The organism is Fictibacillus sp. 18YEL24 (assembly GCF_015903855.1).
GTDB classification, from domain to species: domain Bacteria; phylum Bacillota; class Bacilli; order Bacillales; family Fictibacillaceae; genus Fictibacillus; species Fictibacillus phosphorivorans_C.
Genome location: NZ_JACZDT010000001.1, coordinates 634,901 through 652,270 on the forward strand (window position 1 = coordinate 634,901; position 17,370 = coordinate 652,270).

The following is a 17,370-nucleotide window of genomic DNA, read 5'->3' on the forward strand; positions in this document are numbered from 1 at the left end:
ATTATATGTAATATATTGTTAAATATAGAATTAAAATCTAATTCGAAGGAGTTTCTAGTATGAATCCCATCATTCCAAAAGAACCCGTTATTCCAGATTTAACTGAAAGTGACGTAGAGTTATTAACTGTTATTACCTTTGAAAGAGAGATACGACCTCAAAAATGTGATGCACTATTTGTATTTAGTGGCACTCATAGTGGGCATTGGGAAAAAGTCATTGAAGCTTATAATCTTAACTATATAGAAACAATTATTGTTACTGGAGGAAGAAGCTTAACAGGTCTCCCTCATCCCGATTGGGACGGCAATACAGATCGTGAGGTATCTGAAGCACGAGTAATTGTGTCCTATTTAGAAAGTGCAGGAATTCCTTTAAAGAACATTTTCATTGAAGAAAAATCTACTAATTCACTTGAAAACGTAATCTGTTCTAAAGAAGTTTTTGACTTTACGAAGATACATACTTTAATGGTTGTTTGTAAAAGTCATGCTACAGGAAGACAAATAAGAACACTCAAAAAGCATTTGCCAAGTCAAATTGAGTACATTCCTTTTACATTTAATACTGTTTACAACGGAACCGAAGTGAACAGAAACAATTGGGCGGAAACAGAAGTAGGAAGAAAACGCGTGTGGGGGGAATATTTGAGAATTAACCATTATGGAAGTAAAGGAGATATTCTTCCATTGGATTCAACTTTTAATCTACTATCTTAAGATAACATTGTATTACAATTTAATGTAGGCAGCCTTCTTAGGCTGCCTCTAATTTACTTTCATTTTTATTAAAAACCATGAGCGCACTCTTCATTAGGATATAAGTATATGCACTTCCACCAAAGAATAGAAAGAGGATAGGTAACGTTGAAAACAGATAATATAACCCACCACCTATCATGAGCATACTAAGAGTAGAGAATGGATGTAACAAGCCCAAAATCAAAGACATCTTAATGGCACGACCTAACGCTATTTCGTAATGAGCTCTTATTGGGAAAAGGTAGATGAACACCGTACAACTGATTAGCAATAAACATAGCAAAAACAAGTAACCTATTAAAGAATAGGGAAGATTTAAGGACTGTACATGTCTCCAATCGATATAATAGAAGTATGCGAAAAACAAGATGATAAACCCTAAAAAGTTTGACTGTATAAATTCTTTTTTATAAAAGAACCAATAATCTTTTATAAGAGGTAAGTCTGACTTTGACCTGTGACTCTTTCTAATCACAGCAAACAGTGCAGCGGTTGACGGAAATAGACCGAATGCGATCAACCCTAAGAGGGTGAAGAGTAGCCAAAGACCGTTTAGGATCACTAGATGTCCTATAAAATTTAGCATAGAGGTTAAGGATGTAATTAATCGTTTCATGTTGACTCCCTTTATAGAGAATTCTATTTATTCATATGCTCCGTTGATGGACCACACCTTCAAAGACACCACGTCTGTTTTTCCCCTTACTCGGAGTTCAAGACCTAAAGCCTCCTCATTAGTTGGATAAGAGCGGGTTGTTAAACTTTTTTGTTCGTTCACATAAAGCTCAATCATGGATTTATCTAAGAAGAGTTGAAGACTAAGCAGTTCCTCTTGAATCTCAAGCTTTCCTTCTTGAATACCTTTGGTTCTTGCTAAAGGATTTAACGTCGTCTTCTCCCTGTTTACACCCAGGATACTCCTTGATCTGTTGTAATAAAGATAGGTTTCTTCTTCTTTATCAGGTGACATTTTTACTGACATGCCAACTTCCTCGATCTCCTTTAATTTTAACACTAACTGTATCTCCAGTGAATCAGACTGAATCTCCGCAAGTAGCCGGTTAGCCTCTATCACACTTACATTCTCTAAGTTTATGAGTTTTTCGGATCGAAGGGATGTTATCTCTTCGATCGGTCTTACACCTAAACCTCCATCATGTCGCAAGTACAATTCCAAAGGAAGTCCACCGTTATGCGCCCAGCCGGCATTGTATTCTTCTTGAAGTGTCCGCTGTCCTTGAGTGATAGTAAACACGATCGCTCTATCTGTTTTAGGATCGATAAAGCCACTCGGTCCAGTAAAATGAAAATCTCCCACATCGATAAGCTGAGGCTCTTCTTGATCAGGAACAAAACGATAATGTTCTTTATCCCAGACTCCAATCCAATAGAACACTTCTACATCAGCTCCCTCTCCAACAGGAGAGATCAAAAATACATATTTTTTGTTTCCTTCTTCATCTTCACCGATGGGTAAGAACACAGGTAGTTCCCAGATAGGGCCGAGATATGGATACTTTTCATGGTCCGTTTTATAAAAAAGGTTCTGATATTTCCAGTCTATTAAGTTAGAAGAAGTGTATAGTGCAGCTGTTCCGCCTCCATCTTCATGAGAGGTTCCTACAAGTTGGTACCACAGTTCATCTTCTTTCCAAACGAAAGGATCCCGAAAATCTCCTATCTTCATGCCTACACCTATTGTTTGTAGGGTTACAGGCTTATCGACCTTTTTCCACTTTGTAAGTAGCACGTCACCATCTTCACTATACGTACTTCTAGCGAGACCCGTCATCTGGTTAGGAAAAACAGCATCATTTCCGGCTGTAAAGAAAAGAGCTGGTACACCAAACTCATCATAGCAAGCACTTCCCGACCAAACACCGTCTGGGTCGACTTCTCCTGATTCAGGAGTCAAAGCGATCGGCATATCGTGCCAATGAACCAGATCGTCACTCACAAGGTGCCCCCAGTGGATGTAATGCCAATACGGCCCTTTCGGATTGTGTTGATAAAAGATGTGATATTTCCCTTTGAAAAAAATAGGAGCATGTGGTTCGTTCATCCAATGTCCGGGTGGAATCAGATGATATCTGGGTCGGTGTCTGTCTCCTTCATACACCTCTCTATTAAGAACCAGATCGTTGTAAGGAATCTCAGGAATCTCATTCTTAATCACTTTAACCCTTGCATAATGATTCAGTAGTTTAATAGGTGATAGAGCTCCATCATAAATTTTAAGTTCATCCAATAAACCGTTATACATATTTAATGAAAAAACATCTTCGATCATGAACGGATGATTGTGCTTACCAATTACAAGATCTTCCTCACCCAACACTACTTTAGACCCTTCTTTAATTTTTTTCGTCGCAATTTGTTCGCCGTTTAGATACAGACTCATGTAACCATGTTGAGGACTAAAAACAGCTGCGATATGTGACCATTCTGCTGGAGGAAGTGGATGTCCTTCATCCCAAACTTCAAGCCATTCATCGCCTGTTCCCACTTGAAATGACCATGTGCCATGTCGGTAGATTCCTAGGAGAAACCCTACATGTTTATCTTGGTTATGTTGATTGATAATGGCTGAAAGCTTTCCATCAGCACCGTATTCAAACGAACGAGGTGCCACCCAAGCTTCAATGGTCATCTCTGATAACGACTTAGGAGAAAGACCCTCACAATTAATCGATGTTGAATAACCGTCAAAGAGTAGACAGTTGCCTTCAATACCTTGTCTCCAAAGCGGATCACTTGATGGTTTATCAGTAGCATCATTAAACACATAGTCGATGTCATGCCATTGTTCGTTTATCTGTTCTTTTGTAGCTTTCCCAATTCCTTCATCAAACGCCCAATGAGCGATCAACCGAGACATATCAACTTCCTCCTTTTGCCCATATGGAGTGATAGTTGAATAGGTCAAGTGAATGAAGATTGACATCTCCGTGATCTAAAAAGAGTTCTAACCCATCACTTTCCTCTCCGGGAAAGATCAAAGAAGTTAAGACATGTTTTCCGTCGTTTGCGAACACTTCCACTGAAGAAGTATCCACAAAAATGTGTAGAGATAAATGCTCGCCTTCTAAAACATCCATTTCTTGAATACATGAAAATGCGTTATGAAAGGAATGGTCTCCAGATCTTCTTCTGTCTACGTAGAGAACAGAACGAAGAGAATCAAATCCGATAATCGTTTCTTCATCTTTTGATTGATGCACTTTAAGTCCAAATACAGAAGCTTCTTTCATCATAAACCTAGCTTTAAGTTCAAAGGTTTTACTCTTTATATCTTTTAAAATATTCTCCCCTGGAACGAGCGTTATGGTTCGCTGGATAGATGTTACTGGCTTTCTAAGAGCAGAGATTTCATGAACAGGTGTTTGAACCAGTCGGATACCTTCCTTTGTCGAAGATAAAGATAGAGACCTCGGGAGAGTCATCGCACTTCTCCATGTTTCAGTGGGTACTTGATTGGCATATTTCCAATTACTCATCCAACCGATAAACAATCGACGACCGTCTTCTTTCGGCACGTCACTCCACGTCACACCTGCATAGTTATCTCTTCCAAAATCTAACCATAACACCGCTTTTGGATCGTTTTCGTTCGTAAAAGTCTTTCCATCAAAATCCCCGACGAAGTATTGTGTTCTGGAGCCTTCATTGTATGCAGAATTATCTCCGATACTAACAATGAGTACCCATCTGTGACCGCCATCAACGGGTAGTGGAAAAAGATCTGGACATTCCCACACACCTAGGTGAGAACCTTCTGTTTCTCCGAACGAGCTCTCAAAGCTCCATGACTTCATATCAATTGATGAATAGAACCGAACATGGTTTCCAGCAGCAAGCACCATGATCCACTTTCTTTCTTCTTCATGCCAGATCACTTTTGGATCACGAAAATCTATGATAGAAGAATCTTTAAGGACCGGATTCCCTTCATATTTCGTCCACGTTCTTCCTTTGTCTTTACTGTATGCTAAACTTTGAACCTGTCGTGGTTTTTTTGTATTTGGGTGTTCACCAGCATGTGTGAAAATGGCTACCAGTCCTTCACCTCCATCAAAGAAACCAGTAGAATCCGAAGTATCTATGACGATGCTGCCTGAAAAGATAAATCCGTTCTCATCGGGAAAAAGAGCGATCGGAAGGTGTTCCCAGTGAACCATATCAGAACTTACCGCATGACCCCAGTGCATTGGCCCCCATACAGTACTCTCGGGATGATGTTGATAGAACAAGTGATATTCTCCTTGAAAATACACCATTCCGTTCGGATCGTTCATCCAGTTCTTTATCGGTGTAAAATGAAATTGAGGACGAAACTTCTCGTTAAAAAAGTTCGTCGGGCTTATCTTCAGACTCATATCTTATCCTCCATTTTTCTTTGGTGTTGGTGAAAAAATTGTTCTATCTCATCTACAGTCGGAATTGAAGGGATGGCCCCTTTTTTAAACGTAGATAAAGCACCTACGGCATTCGCTGTTTGAATTATGTTCCTGATATCGGTTTCTTTTAGCTCAAGAAGGATTATTCTTTCTAAAAGTTGGTGTAAGACACTCGCCCAAAAAACATCACCTGCGCCAGTTGTATCGAGAGCTCTTACTCTGTAACCTGGAACGAAACCCGCTTTTCCATTAAACATATAATAGGAACCCAAAGCACCTAATGTAATGATGAGTAAGGGGATAGAATACGTTTCTGCGATTAACTTAGCTGCTTTTTCTAACTCTTTCTCACTTGTAACAAATTGAAGTTCCTCTTCTGACATCTTCACAAGGTGAGCTACCGAGAGTCCTCTTTTGATCTGTTCTTTCATCTCATCATGATCTTCCCATAGAAGTTCACGGATATTGGGATCAAACGATATGATTTTCGAGTTTTCAATCGCTCGCTCTACCGCATGCCATGTTGCTTCTCGAGAGGTTCCACCCGTTAAGGAGACAGAGCCGAAGTGGAATACCTTACAACGCTTGATATCCGTTTCTTCTATATCCTCTTTACACAACATAAGGTCTGCCCCAGGTTTACGATAAAAACGAAACGAACGGTTGCCATCTTCATCTAATTTCACAAAAGCAAGCGTCGTAGGGATTTTTACGTCTCTTGTAATGAGACTACAATCGATATGGTGCTCCTTTAAAGTAGTTATCAAGTCCTCACCGAAAAAATCATCCCCGACTCTAGCAATCATTGAAGTAGATCTTCCCCATTTTCCTAGAGCAGCTACAACGTTTGCGGGTGCTCCCCCCGGATTTTGTTCATAGATTGTATTTCCGTTAGCTGAAGTACCAGCTGGTGTAAAATCGATCAAAAGCTCACCGATTGCTATTACATCTATCTCTATCATGTTCATCACCACGATTTTAAAAAGCCGGAAAACAAAAACGAATTCCGGCTTCCCTAGATTTTTTTATTTATTAAAACGGTCCAGTCCGTCTTGATAGATCTTCATCATATCTTCGACTCCCATTTCTTCTAAAGCTTTTACATAGGCTTTCCAGTCTTTATCACTGAATCCTTCAACGATGAACTTCGCGCGAGTCTGGTTCACGAGTTCTTTAACATCGGTTTCTATCGTGTTGATCTGATCTAACTCCTCTGGTTTAAAGAAGATCGTTGGATACTTTTCTTTTTCCATAAAAGGCCGATAGATATTATCAAGATCTTCAATTCTTTGCTTAGCTCGTGGCTCCATCTCAACGATCGTACCAAAATCTTCTTTTAGAATAACGCCCGCACCATTAGGTGCTACTTTTTGACGATATTCTCCCATAGCGACACCTTCAGGAAGTTCTTTGTTCACAAGTTTTCCGTTCTCGTCTTCTTCATAGATGATTCCAATCGGGCCCCAGTGGATCTGTGCAGCCATCTTAGGTTCATATTGCTCATCGATCCAGCGCATCGTGATCTCAGGGTTCTTATTGGCATTTGTGATTACAAAGGCGTTTCTAGCAAACTCTGAACCGTTCGATCGACCGACTAGCTTTTCCCCCTTCGGTCCTTCAAGTGGAGGCATTAGAACATAATCCCCTGCTCGTTCAGGACCCACTACTTCCTCGGTTTCCCACCAGATATAAGAGCCGAGTGTCTCATCCTTTGTCTTTCCTTTTGCTAAATACTGAGCCGCATCTTGTGTGAAAGATTCAGGATCGATTAATCCTTCTTTATACCATTGATGGAAGTACTGAAGAGCTTCTTTGTATTCTGGTTTGTCAGCTGTAAAGATTACTTTTCCATCCCGTACTATACGATGATCGAGGTTATCCGGTTGACCAAAGGCTGCAAAGAAATCACCGATATCCGCACACCACCAGAGATGCATAAAACTTAGTGGGATCTCATCTTTCTTACCGTTTCCATTAGGATCTTGTGTTTTAAAAGCACGAAGTACTTCTGTATACTCATCAAGGGTCGTTGGCATTTGAAGTCCTAGATTATCTAACCACTTCTTATTGATAGACGGGAAGAACGGTGTATCACCGATCCCCATCTCTTCTGCCGTTGGAAGTGAATAGATGTGACCATCAGGAGCCGTAATCCCTCTTTCTATCTCAGGGCGTTTCTTAAAAACTTCTTTTAAGTTTGGTGCATATTCTTCGATGAGGTCTTCGAGCGGGATCAGTGTGCCGTTCTGTCCATAGGTCACAAGATCATAATCAGTGAACTGCGCTCCGTAAAAAGCGTCTGGAAGATCACCACTCGCGAGAAGTAGATTCTTCTTTTCCTGATAGTCCGTATCAGGGATGTTCTTCCACTTGATAGCTACGTTTGTTGATTTTTCAAGCCTTTTAAAGATCTCCATCTCAGAATAATCTGGTGCGAGCGGTGCTTTTGGTGCTACAATATTAAGTGAAACTTTTTCTTTGACGATTGGCAGGCCAGTTTTCTCAAAAGTCGCTTTATCCTTTGGCTCGGATTCTTCTTTTGAGTTACAGCCTGCCAATACTAGACTAGCACTTAACAAAACCGTTGTTCCTACTGAAAATACCTTCTTCATGTTATCCCCCCTAATGTTTTTGCTAACTTCAATGAACCCGTTTTAGTCCTAATCACCTCCTAAACTTTTTATCCTTTGATAGATCCGATCATGACGCCTTTCACAAAATAACGTTGTAAGAAAGGATAGAGGATCAATAATGGAATGGTCGAAACGATGATCATGCCATATTTTATGAGTTCAGCTACACGTTGCTTGGCTGCATATGATTCTACATCCATCATCATGGCTGCAGAGTTTGATACTTGGTTCTCTACTAAAATATTTCTTAAGATCAGCTGAAGCGGATACTTCGATTCATCATTTAAATAGATCAAAGCGTCAAAGAATCCATTCCAATGCCCAACGACATGAAACAGCACCATAACAGCGATAATTGGTTTTGAAAGAGGCAGGACGATCTTAAAGAAAAAACGCGTGTTAGAGCATCCATCTATAAAAGCGGCTTCCCTTAGCTCCCCTGGGATAGACGTTTCAAAGAACGTTTTAGCGATTATGATATTCCATACACCAACGGCGTTAGGTATGACCATCGCCCAAATGGTATCAACCATCCCAAGATCCTTTACAAGAAGGTATGTTGGAATGAGACCTCCGCTAAAGAACATCGTAAAAACGAATAAAAGCATGATAAGATTTCTTCCGTAAAAATCAGGTCTCGATAGGGGGTAAGCTGCGGTTAGCGTTAACATGATTGATATTGCAGTTCCGACGGCAGCATAAAGAATCGTGTTGCTGTACCCGATCCAGATTAACTTATCGCTGAAGATCCTTTCATAGCCTTCTAGCGTAATATCCTTGGGCCAAAGCCAAACTTCCCCAGCAAATACAGCGTTCGGATCACTGATTGAACTGATCGAAATAAAGTACAGCGGATACAAAACCATTAAAGCGTATAGAGTCATCAATGCGTAGTTCACTACGTCAAACGTGATATCACCTTTTGTCCGTCTGAGTGTTTTCATCTTCTTCCCTCCTTACCATAAACTGTTACCACCAAACTTTCTCACGATTCTATTTACCAATAAGAGCATGATCAAGTTTATAACAGAATTAAAAAGTCCTATTGCCGCTGCAAAGCTGTATTGAGCACGTTGAAGACCAATCTCATAAACATAAGTTGGAATGATGGCTGAGGCCGATTTGTTCAGATCTGTTTGCATCAAAAAGGCTTTTTCGAATCCAATGTTCATGATGTTACCGATTGCAAGAATTAAAAGTATCACGATTGTCGGCCGTATTCCCGGAATATCAACATGCCAGATGCGCTGCCACTTATTCGCACCATCCATGATTGCCGCTTCATGTAGAGCAGGCGAGACCCCCGCTAGAGCCGCAAGATATATGATGGTCGCCCATCCTGTTTCTTGCCAAAGACCAGATATGACATAGAGTGGTTTGAACCATTCTGGTCTTGCCATGAAAAGAATGGGTTCCCCCCCAAACAAGACGATAAGGTGGTTCACGATTCCACTGGTCGGAGATAAGAACACGAACAGAATACCGACCAGAACAACGGTTGAGATAAAATGTGGTGCATAGATAACCGTTTGAACGAACTTCTTGTAGCGTTCGCTCGCCAATTGATTCAACAGAAGTGCTACGATGATGGGTACTGGGAACGTAAATACAAATGCCCAAAGACTTAAGCTGAGCGTATTCTTTATTAGTGTCCAAAACTGATAAGATTCGAAGAACCTCGTAAAATGCTGAAAGCCTATCCAAGGACTTCCCCATATCCCTTCTGTAGGTATGTACTGTTTGAACGCGAGCTGGATACCATACATCGGAACATACTTGAACACGACGAACCATAATAAACAGGGAAGAACAAACAGATATAACTCCCAGTTGCGCATGATTTTTTTTCGCCTTGTCTTCTTTCTAGGAACAACAACTTGTTTCTCTTTATTTATGGAAAATTCCATTTCTTCACCTCCACGTAATCGATTACGTAATAATGAAGCGCTTACAAATGCGCTTTTAGAACCATCAACAGCTTTCCCGTTGCATGATTTCTGTCTGTAATCTCATCTCAATAAAATCGGCATCAGGTTCTTCGATCCTTCTTAGTATGGCCTCAGCTGCTTTGACTCCTAACTCAAATGAAGGTTGTTTGATCATCGTGAGTGAGGGTGTTGTGATCTTTGCCCATTCATAATCGTCAAATCCGATAACCGCTACATCGTTTGGGATCACTTTTTTGTGATCTTGAAGACATTTTACAACTCCCATCGTCATAACGTTATTGGCTGCAAGAACAGCGGAAACATCTGATGAAGAGAGTAATTCTTTTGTCAGGTTATATCCATTCTCGAGCGTCGGCACCGCTTCCTTAATCAAGGAGTTGTCTAATGGTATCCCATGTTCTAAAAGAGCAAGTTTGTAACCTTCCAATCGCTCATCACTCGTAGATATACCAAGTGGACCTGTAACGAATCCTATTCTTTTATGACCTTTGGATAATAAGAGTTTAATGGCATCATACGTACCTTTTTTTCCATCGCTTAAAATAAAGTCTCCCCTATTATATCCTTCTGGTTTTCGATCAATAAAGACGACAGGATAATCTCCTTTCAACTCTTGGTGAAGAAACTCATGACTCTGAGAAGTTGGTGCCATGATAAGACCATCGATGAACTGATCATTGAACATGATGATCTGCTCTCTCTCCATTTCCAATTCTTCATTCGTATTACTCACAATAAGTTGGTAACCGTGTACTTTAAGTATACTTCCAATCCCATGAGCGATGGACATGAAGAAAAAGTTTGATGTATCATCCGATTGAACAGGAATGATGAGTCCAATGATATTAGATTTACGACTTCTTAAGTTTCTCGCAACCGGATTTGGACGGTAATTAAGTTCCTTCATGGCTTGAAATACTTTTTGTTTCGTTTCTTCAGCAACATAACGGGTTTCATTAATTACGTGAGATACGGTTGCTGTAGAAACATTTGCTTTAAGAGCTACTTCTTTCATATTTACTGCCATTTAAATTACTCCTTAAATTGACGTAATCGATTACGTAATCGATTACTTATATAATAGTTTACCTTCCAATATTTAGTCAATATAATTTGATGAAATTTTCTGTTATTATTAAAAAATTTAATTTATTCAGCATATCTCACAAAATATATTAAAAAAAACCGAAAATGACTCTTCAGCATTCGGCTTTTTTAAATAAGCAATTTTAATTAAATTATCTCCGTCAATCGTAAAGAATAAGCCAATGAGAATGTAGTAAGAAGTTTCGCGAGAACTGCTATGAGCACAAAGCGTTTCACTTTAACACCACTCACTCCTGCTCCAACACAAATGATTTCATCTGGCAACACAGGAACAATGAACAACAAAATCAAGATCCATGTTTCATTCTTCTTAACAAAACGATGATATTGATCTAATTGTTTTTCATTTACTAATCGTTGCACCAGCTTCATCCCAAAAGTTCGAGATAAATAAAACATCGTGAGAATTCCTAATACAGCTCCCATGAAGCCTAATATAAAAGCGGTGAACGGACCTAAAGCAGCACTTCCAGCAACGACAGTTACGATTTCTGGAACGGGCAAGATAATGGGTTGAGCATAACACACAGAAAAATAAATAAGCTTGGCAAGCTCCATGTTCTCGTTTAAGATTGTCTCTAACCCTTTGTTATCAATGGTAACCATTATTCGACTCATACTATATGTGAAAAAAATAGCAGCCATTATTATGCTATACACGATAGAAATCGTCTTCATTTTTTCGAAAAATGTTTCCCGCTTCAATATATAAGATGTAATTAAAAGGATGATAACACTATACCCAGTGATTAATAAAATTGTCCTATACACAGGTTCAAATGTAGCTAGCGATTGAGAGAGAAGATATTTGGAAACGAACAGTATTCCTAAATGTGTTATAAAGCCATACCTATCTGGATTAACGATTTTATATAAAAACGTACTTCGTTGCATTTTTAAATTCAATGAACATCCAACCCCTTTTCTTTCTGTTACATTTATTATGTAAAACAAATCTTAAGAAAAGCTTAGGAATATTCTTAACGATTCTTAACTTTTCCCAACAAAAAAAGCTTATGAAGCATGCTTCATAAGCTTTGATCAAATTGGAAGTTTGATAATAATCGTGAGCCAGCCATCCATATACTCCGCTCGTATATGACCTCCATGTAGTTCTACAATCCTTTTTGAAATAGCAAGTCCAAGTCCCGTTCCTTCACGCTCGCTTCGGGCTTTGTCTCCTACTAGAAAACGTTCAAATAATTGATTAATATCTTGTACTTCTGGTCTTTCTGTTTGATTGGACAGCCTAAATTCAGCATAAGTGGATTGTATGTCAAAGGTAGCTTTGACAATAGAAGGTTTCGTGCTGTACTTAATAGCATTCATAAAAAGATTGTCATAAACACGGACCATTTTTTCAATATCCATGGAAGTTAGAACTTCATCTTCTGGTATCTTCTTTACAACAGTTAGGTCTTCCTTTTCAAAGATCGGAACGTATTCCCCGATCAATTGTTCTAATAAACCCGTCATATCTACATCATTAATGTCTAATTTTACATCTGGACTTGTTAAACGAGTATATTCAAAAAGCTCATTGATTAGAGCTTCAAGCTGCTTTGATTTTGAGTAAGTTGTATCATGAAATTCTTTTAGTTGATCTTGGCCCGAATAATTCCCCTTTCTCAGCAAGTCTAAATAACCAATGATGGATGTTAAAGGGGAGCGCAAATCATGGGAAATATTTGTAATCAATTCATTTTTTGCTATTTCAAGTTGTCTTTCATATTCAAACTTACTTGATAATTCCTTAGACATACTATTAACATCTTCGGCAAGCTTGCTTAATTCATCGTTTCCCTGCAATTCAATCGTCATTCCCAATTTTCCGTTGGCGATTTCATTAATACTTTCTGTAATACGCTTTATATAAAGTATTTTGTTTCGTATCAATGCTAAGAAGGTAACAATAAAAGAAAAAATAACAAAAGTAAAAATCAGAAAAACTATAACATTATAGGTAGTTGCACCAATATCTTCAATCGTAAGATATTGAAGATTAAAGACATGCAAAATAATTTGAGAGATGATAATCATAACCACAGTTGAAACTAAAAAGCTAACAGCAACTGCTGCAAGAAGTTTTACAAGTAACGATATTTTAATTCGCTTTATTCTCATATTTTATAGCCGACTCCCCAAACCGTTTTGATATAGATGGGTCTCTTCGGATCTTCTTCAATTTTTTCTCTTATTTTTGTTATATGGACCATGACAGTACTATCTGACTTATAGAAATCTTCTTGCCATACCGCTTCATATATCTTCTCAATGCTCATAACGATGCCTTTATTACGGGCAAGGAGCTCTAGAATAGAGAACTCTTTCGGTGTGAGTCTGACATCTTTCCCTCTTACCCATACTTGACGAGTTTCTATATTGATCTTCAGATCTCCAATCTCAATGAACTCCCTACTTGAATCAGTATCCTGGTTGTATTTTCGATATCTTCTGAGCTGTGATTTCACACGTGCCATCAATTCCAAAGGATTGAACGGTTTGGATAAGTAATCATCCGCACCTGCAGCCAGTCCTTGAATCTTGTCCATATCCTCAGATTTGGCGGAGAGCATAATAATCGGCATATTTCTCTCCTGCCTTATTCTCATACACGCTTGGATCCCATCCATCTTAGGCATCATAATATCTAATATAATAAGATCAAAATCCTTCTTCTCCAATTGTTCTAACGCATCTATTGCATTTTCGGACTGAACCGTGTACATTCCTTCATTTTCTAAATAAACGGAAATCAAATTCCGAATATCACTATCATCATCAACGATTAAGACTCTAGATTGCATAAGTTCCCTCCATTTTTTCTTCTTCTAATGAACAACATAATACAATGGCAGGTGGAACATTTCTGATCTCGATACTTACATCCACTTTTGAAAAGAACTGTTCAATATATGCTTTCATTGCGTTTGAATATTGAAACGTAACAAACTTTCCATTCTTTCTTAAAATTTTTGAAGTTTTGAACAAGATACGATGTGAAACAGCTTTTGGTAAGCTTGCAAAGGGAAGTCCTGATATCACGTAATCTACATAGGGAATGCCACACTTTTCAAGGTACCAGTCAACCTTTTCAGCTGATCCATTGTATATGAAGAGATTATCCACGTCTTTGTATTTCTGTACAAGTATTTTGTAGAATTCCTCATTGCTTTCAAATAAGATAATAGCCGTGTTAGGATTTCGATTCTGAAGCAGTTTTTCCGTAAAAACACCCGTACCCGGTCCATATTCTAGAATGTATCTTGCCTGTTGAAAATCAATACTCTCTACCATTTTATCAGCTAGATAACTTGAACTTGGAAGAACGGCTCCTACTGTTCGGGGGTTACTTATATACTGTGCTAAAAAGGACAAAAATTTCACGATTATTCACTCCGATTGTTTGAATGTATAGCCATTCTATAATTCAAACCTAAAGAATTAAGAGGAATAATCCTTAAGATTTCTTAAGTTTTAAGAAATGAAAAACTGCATCTCACTTCTATTGATGAGATGCAGCCTTGATTTCATTTTCTAATTAGCTTCTACCGTATCCACTTTCCAACTCTTCTGCAGCTTTCGAATCATAATGATCTGTCCAATGTGGTACGCATTATGTGTTGCAGCATTCCCAATGATTTCCCACCATTTTGCCGGTACAGGAAAACCATTCACTTCACTTTCTACTTTCTCTTCAGATAGTAACGTCTGCCATCGCAAAAGAACATCTAAGAGCTGTTCTTTTAATTGTGAGAAACTTTGATGTTCTGGTATCACAAAACTTTTGTCATTATCTCCAATAGAAGGTACTGCTTGTACATGAGACTCATTGTAACGGGTTTGCCACGTCTTATTCCAGTACAGAAGATGCTGAACAATTTCAGCGATACTGTGACAATGATTGTTCGGCTTCCAAAAAGCTTCTTCTTCCGAAAGGTTTTCTACTGATTCATTAAATGGCAGATACCAGCTAGCGTCGTTGGCATTGGCTAACAGTTGATCGGCTAAAAGATGTTTTACATGAACCATACGTTTCACTCTCCTACTTTTTTGACTAACTGTTATCATTCAAGTTTATACTATCCATTCTCGTTTCTCTGTTTCTTTCCTTTATGGTTATTAATGATTAATATAGATTAGGAAACAAATTTAACAGAACGTTTGATGGAGTGTTGCATATGAAATGTTGTTGCGAAAATATGAAAATCTATGAACTAAAATTAGAAGCTGATGTTGATACTGATCCTGTTTGGTGCAATCAGTGCGGCTGCAATCTAGACCTTGATGAACTTCCTATTTCCTTAGAACTAAAAGAGGAATTGCAAGGTTGGACCATGCAATACGGAGAATGGATAGATTGGGCTAACGATAGGTTACGTAAAAATGGTGTAGACCTGGAAACTGAGCATAATCAGCTAGGTGAAACTCTTTCAGCAAAAATACAGAAAGAGGTTGGAGTTACCTATACTGTAAGTTTTTTTCCTTCCCGTTCAGCTCGCCATTATTTAAATAACGATACTAACTTTTAAACACAAAGAAAACCCGAATTGTTGCTTACCGTTCGGGTTTCTTATATTGACTTACGCATTAACTTTATTACATATTTTGTCTATGAACTTCAGTGTTTCATCAATAATTAGCTTTTGGTCATTGTCGAGTGTAGCCACGTGGTAACTGTTCTTTAAATAAATAATCTGTTTGTTTCGGGATGAAATGGAATCATAGATAGTTTGAGAGTTATCGGGTGGTACAACATGATCTTCAGTCGAAACAAAAATCAACGTGGGACATGTGACTGTATGAAGACTTTCTTTTACTTTTTTCATTAACAATACAATTTCTTTTAGAGATTGAACTGGAGTTTTTTCATAGGCAAGTTCTTTCACATCCGGATTCTTTAAGTCTGAACCGATGGCGTCTAGAAATCGATGGTTGGAATGTTGCATGTTTTCCATGTCTTGGATGTCGATTGCTGCATTGATTGGAATGATCGCTTTAATATTGGGATACGTTTCTGCAAAGTATAATGTAAGTGTTCCTCCCATAGAGAGACCAGTAACAAAAATGGTGTCACAACGTTCATTTAGCCATTGGTAACCTTCTTCAATGGAAGCAATCCAATCATGATATGTAGTCTTTTCCATATCCTCATAGTGGGTACCATGTCCTTTGAGCCTAGGACCACAGACTGTATATCCTGCCTTAGCGTATGCCTCTCCTAGAGGGCGCATACTCTGGGTAGAACCAGTAAAGCCATGAGAAATTAAAATACCCACTTTGTTTCCTTCAAAGTAAAAAGGTTGAGCTTCAGTCATTACTGAATGCTTCTCTGTCATTGAAATCCCTCCAATATGAATAACTTACTTCATACATTCAAGAAATTCGTAACATTACCTGCAATAAAATATCTTACTTGATACTTTAGCTCTTATTTTTAGGCTTTGACCACTCTAGTATCAAAATGACCAACACGTAAAGAGAAGGTATAATTAAATTTTCTAATAACTGTAGATTTTTATATTTGAAAAAATCAAACGCAATAAGGGTTAAATAAATAGATATAAAATAATAGAAACATTTTCGGGTTATCCCCATTTTCACACCTCAATTATACATATGAATGCTCTAGATTAAGCTACTTCAGTGTATTTTGATATTGTAATACAATTACAGGAAACTTAAACTATAAAGAAAAGGAGTTTCATATACCATGACTTTATCACTTCCGAAAGCATTAGAACCCTATCGAAAAGACATTGAGAACACAGTTGTTCCTTTTGTTTCTATACAAGCAACGCGTCAGTCTACCGAGGTAAAAGACAGCAAAATCGGAGGATCGCCTTACTTGCCTGAAGGATTTTCTTATCCGTTAGATTCTTATGGAAAACCAATGGCTCTTCTTTGCCAACTTAATTTTGAAGAAATACCTCACCTCGAATACTTCCCACAGACAGGGATTCTGCAATTCTTTCTTTCTAAAAATGATGATGTCATGGGAATGGATTTTGATAACCCTACAAATCAAAGTAACTTCCGTGTGATTTATCATGAGAACACAACCTTGTCTCACACTTCTGATTCTTATGTTCCCACAGATACAGAAGAGGAGCAGCTTCCTTTTAATGGGGAATACCGTTTATCTTTTTCCTTGTCAAAAGAAGCCCTTGGTGTAAGTGATTTTCAATTTGAAGAAAGTTATGAATCGATTGATATGGACCAGGCTACTGGTGAAACAAATATGTGGGGAGAAGAAACGCTTTATGACCTTTTCTGTGAACATGTTGAGAACATGGGCCACAAAATAGGCGGATACGCGTACTTTTCACAAACAGATCCACGTGATTATGGAACGCAATTTGATGATTACCGCATTACTTTGCTTCAGATCGATACAGATGATGAAGGTGAAAACGACATCATGTGGGGAGATGCTGGTGTAGGTAACTTCTTTATCACGAAAGAAGATTTAAGAAAAAAAGACTTTTCTAGCGTATTATTTAACTGGGATTGTCATTAATAG

17 protein-coding genes are annotated in these 17,370 nt (G+C 38.3%); 3 read left to right on the forward strand and 14 right to left on the reverse strand.

Features of this window, described 5'->3' with window-relative positions; genetic code table 11:
• Positions 1-59 precede the first annotated feature (59 nt).
• Positions 60-719, forward strand: a complete 660-nt coding sequence (locus HU823_RS03305; RefSeq protein WP_197221153.1) for a YdcF family protein — start codon at positions 60-62, stop codon at positions 717-719.
• A gap of 37 nt (positions 720-756) precedes the next feature.
• On the opposite strand, the gene HU823_RS03310 is transcribed toward HU823_RS03305, so the two are convergent.
• The 13 genes from HU823_RS03310 to HU823_RS03370 all read right to left on the reverse strand — a co-directional run bounded on the left by HU823_RS03310 (position 757) and on the right by HU823_RS03370 (position 14,879).
• Positions 757-1,377 carry a YesL family protein gene (locus tag HU823_RS03310; protein WP_197221154.1) on the reverse strand — a complete coding sequence of 207 codons (621 nt, stop codon included), beginning with the start codon at positions 1,375-1,377 and terminating at the stop codon, positions 757-759.
• Between the two features lie 27 nt (positions 1,378-1,404).
• The gene (locus HU823_RS03315; protein ID WP_197221155.1) at positions 1,405-3,639 is read right to left on the reverse strand and encodes a GH32 C-terminal domain-containing protein; all 2,235 of its coding nucleotides are present in this window, start codon (positions 3,637-3,639) and stop codon (positions 1,405-1,407) included.
• 1 nt (position 3,640) lies between these two features.
• Positions 3,641-5,137 carry a glycoside hydrolase family 32 protein gene (locus tag HU823_RS03320; protein WP_197221156.1) on the reverse strand — a complete coding sequence of 499 codons (1,497 nt, stop codon included), beginning with the start codon at positions 5,135-5,137 and terminating at the stop codon, positions 3,641-3,643.
• Positions 5,134-6,120 (reverse strand): carbohydrate kinase family protein, encoded by a 987-nt coding sequence (locus HU823_RS03325; RefSeq protein ID WP_197221157.1) that lies wholly within the window; start codon positions 6,118-6,120, stop codon positions 5,134-5,136. The genes HU823_RS03320 and HU823_RS03325 overlap by 4 nt, the downstream gene beginning before the upstream one ends.
• Before the next feature lie 63 nt (positions 6,121-6,183).
• On the reverse strand, positions 6,184-7,770 hold the full coding sequence (locus HU823_RS03330) for an ABC transporter substrate-binding protein (RefSeq protein WP_197221158.1): 1,587 nt from the start codon (positions 7,768-7,770) through the stop codon (positions 6,184-6,186).
• 68 nt (positions 7,771-7,838) lie between these two features.
• Positions 7,839-8,735: a carbohydrate ABC transporter permease gene (locus tag HU823_RS03335; protein WP_197221159.1), complete on the reverse strand. Its 897-nt coding sequence runs from the start codon at positions 8,733-8,735 to the stop codon at positions 7,839-7,841.
• 12 nt (positions 8,736-8,747) lie between these two features.
• Positions 8,748-9,698 carry an ABC transporter permease gene (locus tag HU823_RS03340; RefSeq protein ID WP_197221160.1) on the reverse strand — a complete coding sequence of 317 codons (951 nt, stop codon included), beginning with the start codon at positions 9,696-9,698 and terminating at the stop codon, positions 8,748-8,750.
• Between the two features lie 64 nt (positions 9,699-9,762).
• Positions 9,763-10,767, reverse strand: a complete 1,005-nt coding sequence (locus tag HU823_RS03345; RefSeq protein ID WP_197221161.1) for a LacI family DNA-binding transcriptional regulator — start codon at positions 10,765-10,767, stop codon at positions 9,763-9,765.
• Between the two features lie 206 nt (positions 10,768-10,973).
• On the reverse strand, positions 10,974-11,453 hold the full coding sequence (locus tag HU823_RS03350) for a TVP38/TMEM64 family protein (RefSeq protein ID WP_197221162.1): 480 nt from the start codon (positions 11,451-11,453) through the stop codon (positions 10,974-10,976).
• Between the two features lie 435 nt (positions 11,454-11,888).
• The gene (locus HU823_RS03355) at positions 11,889-12,971 is read right to left on the reverse strand and encodes a sensor histidine kinase (protein WP_197221163.1); all 1,083 of its coding nucleotides are present in this window, start codon (positions 12,969-12,971) and stop codon (positions 11,889-11,891) included.
• Positions 12,968-13,654 carry a response regulator transcription factor gene (locus HU823_RS03360; RefSeq protein WP_197221164.1) on the reverse strand — a complete coding sequence of 229 codons (687 nt, stop codon included), beginning with the start codon at positions 13,652-13,654 and terminating at the stop codon, positions 12,968-12,970. The genes HU823_RS03355 and HU823_RS03360 overlap by 4 nt, the downstream gene beginning before the upstream one ends.
• Positions 13,644-14,234 (reverse strand): class I SAM-dependent methyltransferase, encoded by a 591-nt coding sequence (locus tag HU823_RS03365; protein ID WP_197221165.1) that lies wholly within the window; start codon positions 14,232-14,234, stop codon positions 13,644-13,646. Before HU823_RS03365 ends, HU823_RS03360 begins: the two co-directional genes overlap by 11 nt.
• 150 nt (positions 14,235-14,384) lie before the next feature.
• A complete protein-coding gene (locus HU823_RS03370; RefSeq protein WP_197221166.1) occupies positions 14,385-14,879 on the reverse strand; it encodes a DinB family protein in 495 nt (164 codons plus the stop codon).
• Positions 14,880-15,049: 170 nt separating this feature from the next.
• Between HU823_RS03370 and HU823_RS03375 the strand changes: the two genes are divergently transcribed.
• Positions 15,050-15,379 carry a hypothetical protein gene (locus HU823_RS03375; RefSeq protein ID WP_231607251.1) on the forward strand — a complete coding sequence of 110 codons (330 nt, stop codon included), beginning with the start codon at positions 15,050-15,052 and terminating at the stop codon, positions 15,377-15,379.
• A gap of 51 nt (positions 15,380-15,430) precedes the next feature.
• Here the strand turns inward: HU823_RS03375 and HU823_RS03380 are convergent, their stop codons facing one another.
• A complete protein-coding gene (locus tag HU823_RS03380) occupies positions 15,431-16,186 on the reverse strand; it encodes an alpha/beta hydrolase (protein WP_197221168.1) in 756 nt (251 codons plus the stop codon).
• A gap of 374 nt (positions 16,187-16,560) precedes the next feature.
• Here HU823_RS03380 and HU823_RS03385 point away from each other — a divergent pair, with 374 nt between their 5' ends.
• Positions 16,561-17,367, forward strand: a complete 807-nt coding sequence (locus tag HU823_RS03385; protein ID WP_197221169.1) for a YwqG family protein — start codon at positions 16,561-16,563, stop codon at positions 17,365-17,367.
• The last annotated feature ends 3 nt before the right edge of the window (positions 17,368-17,370 follow it).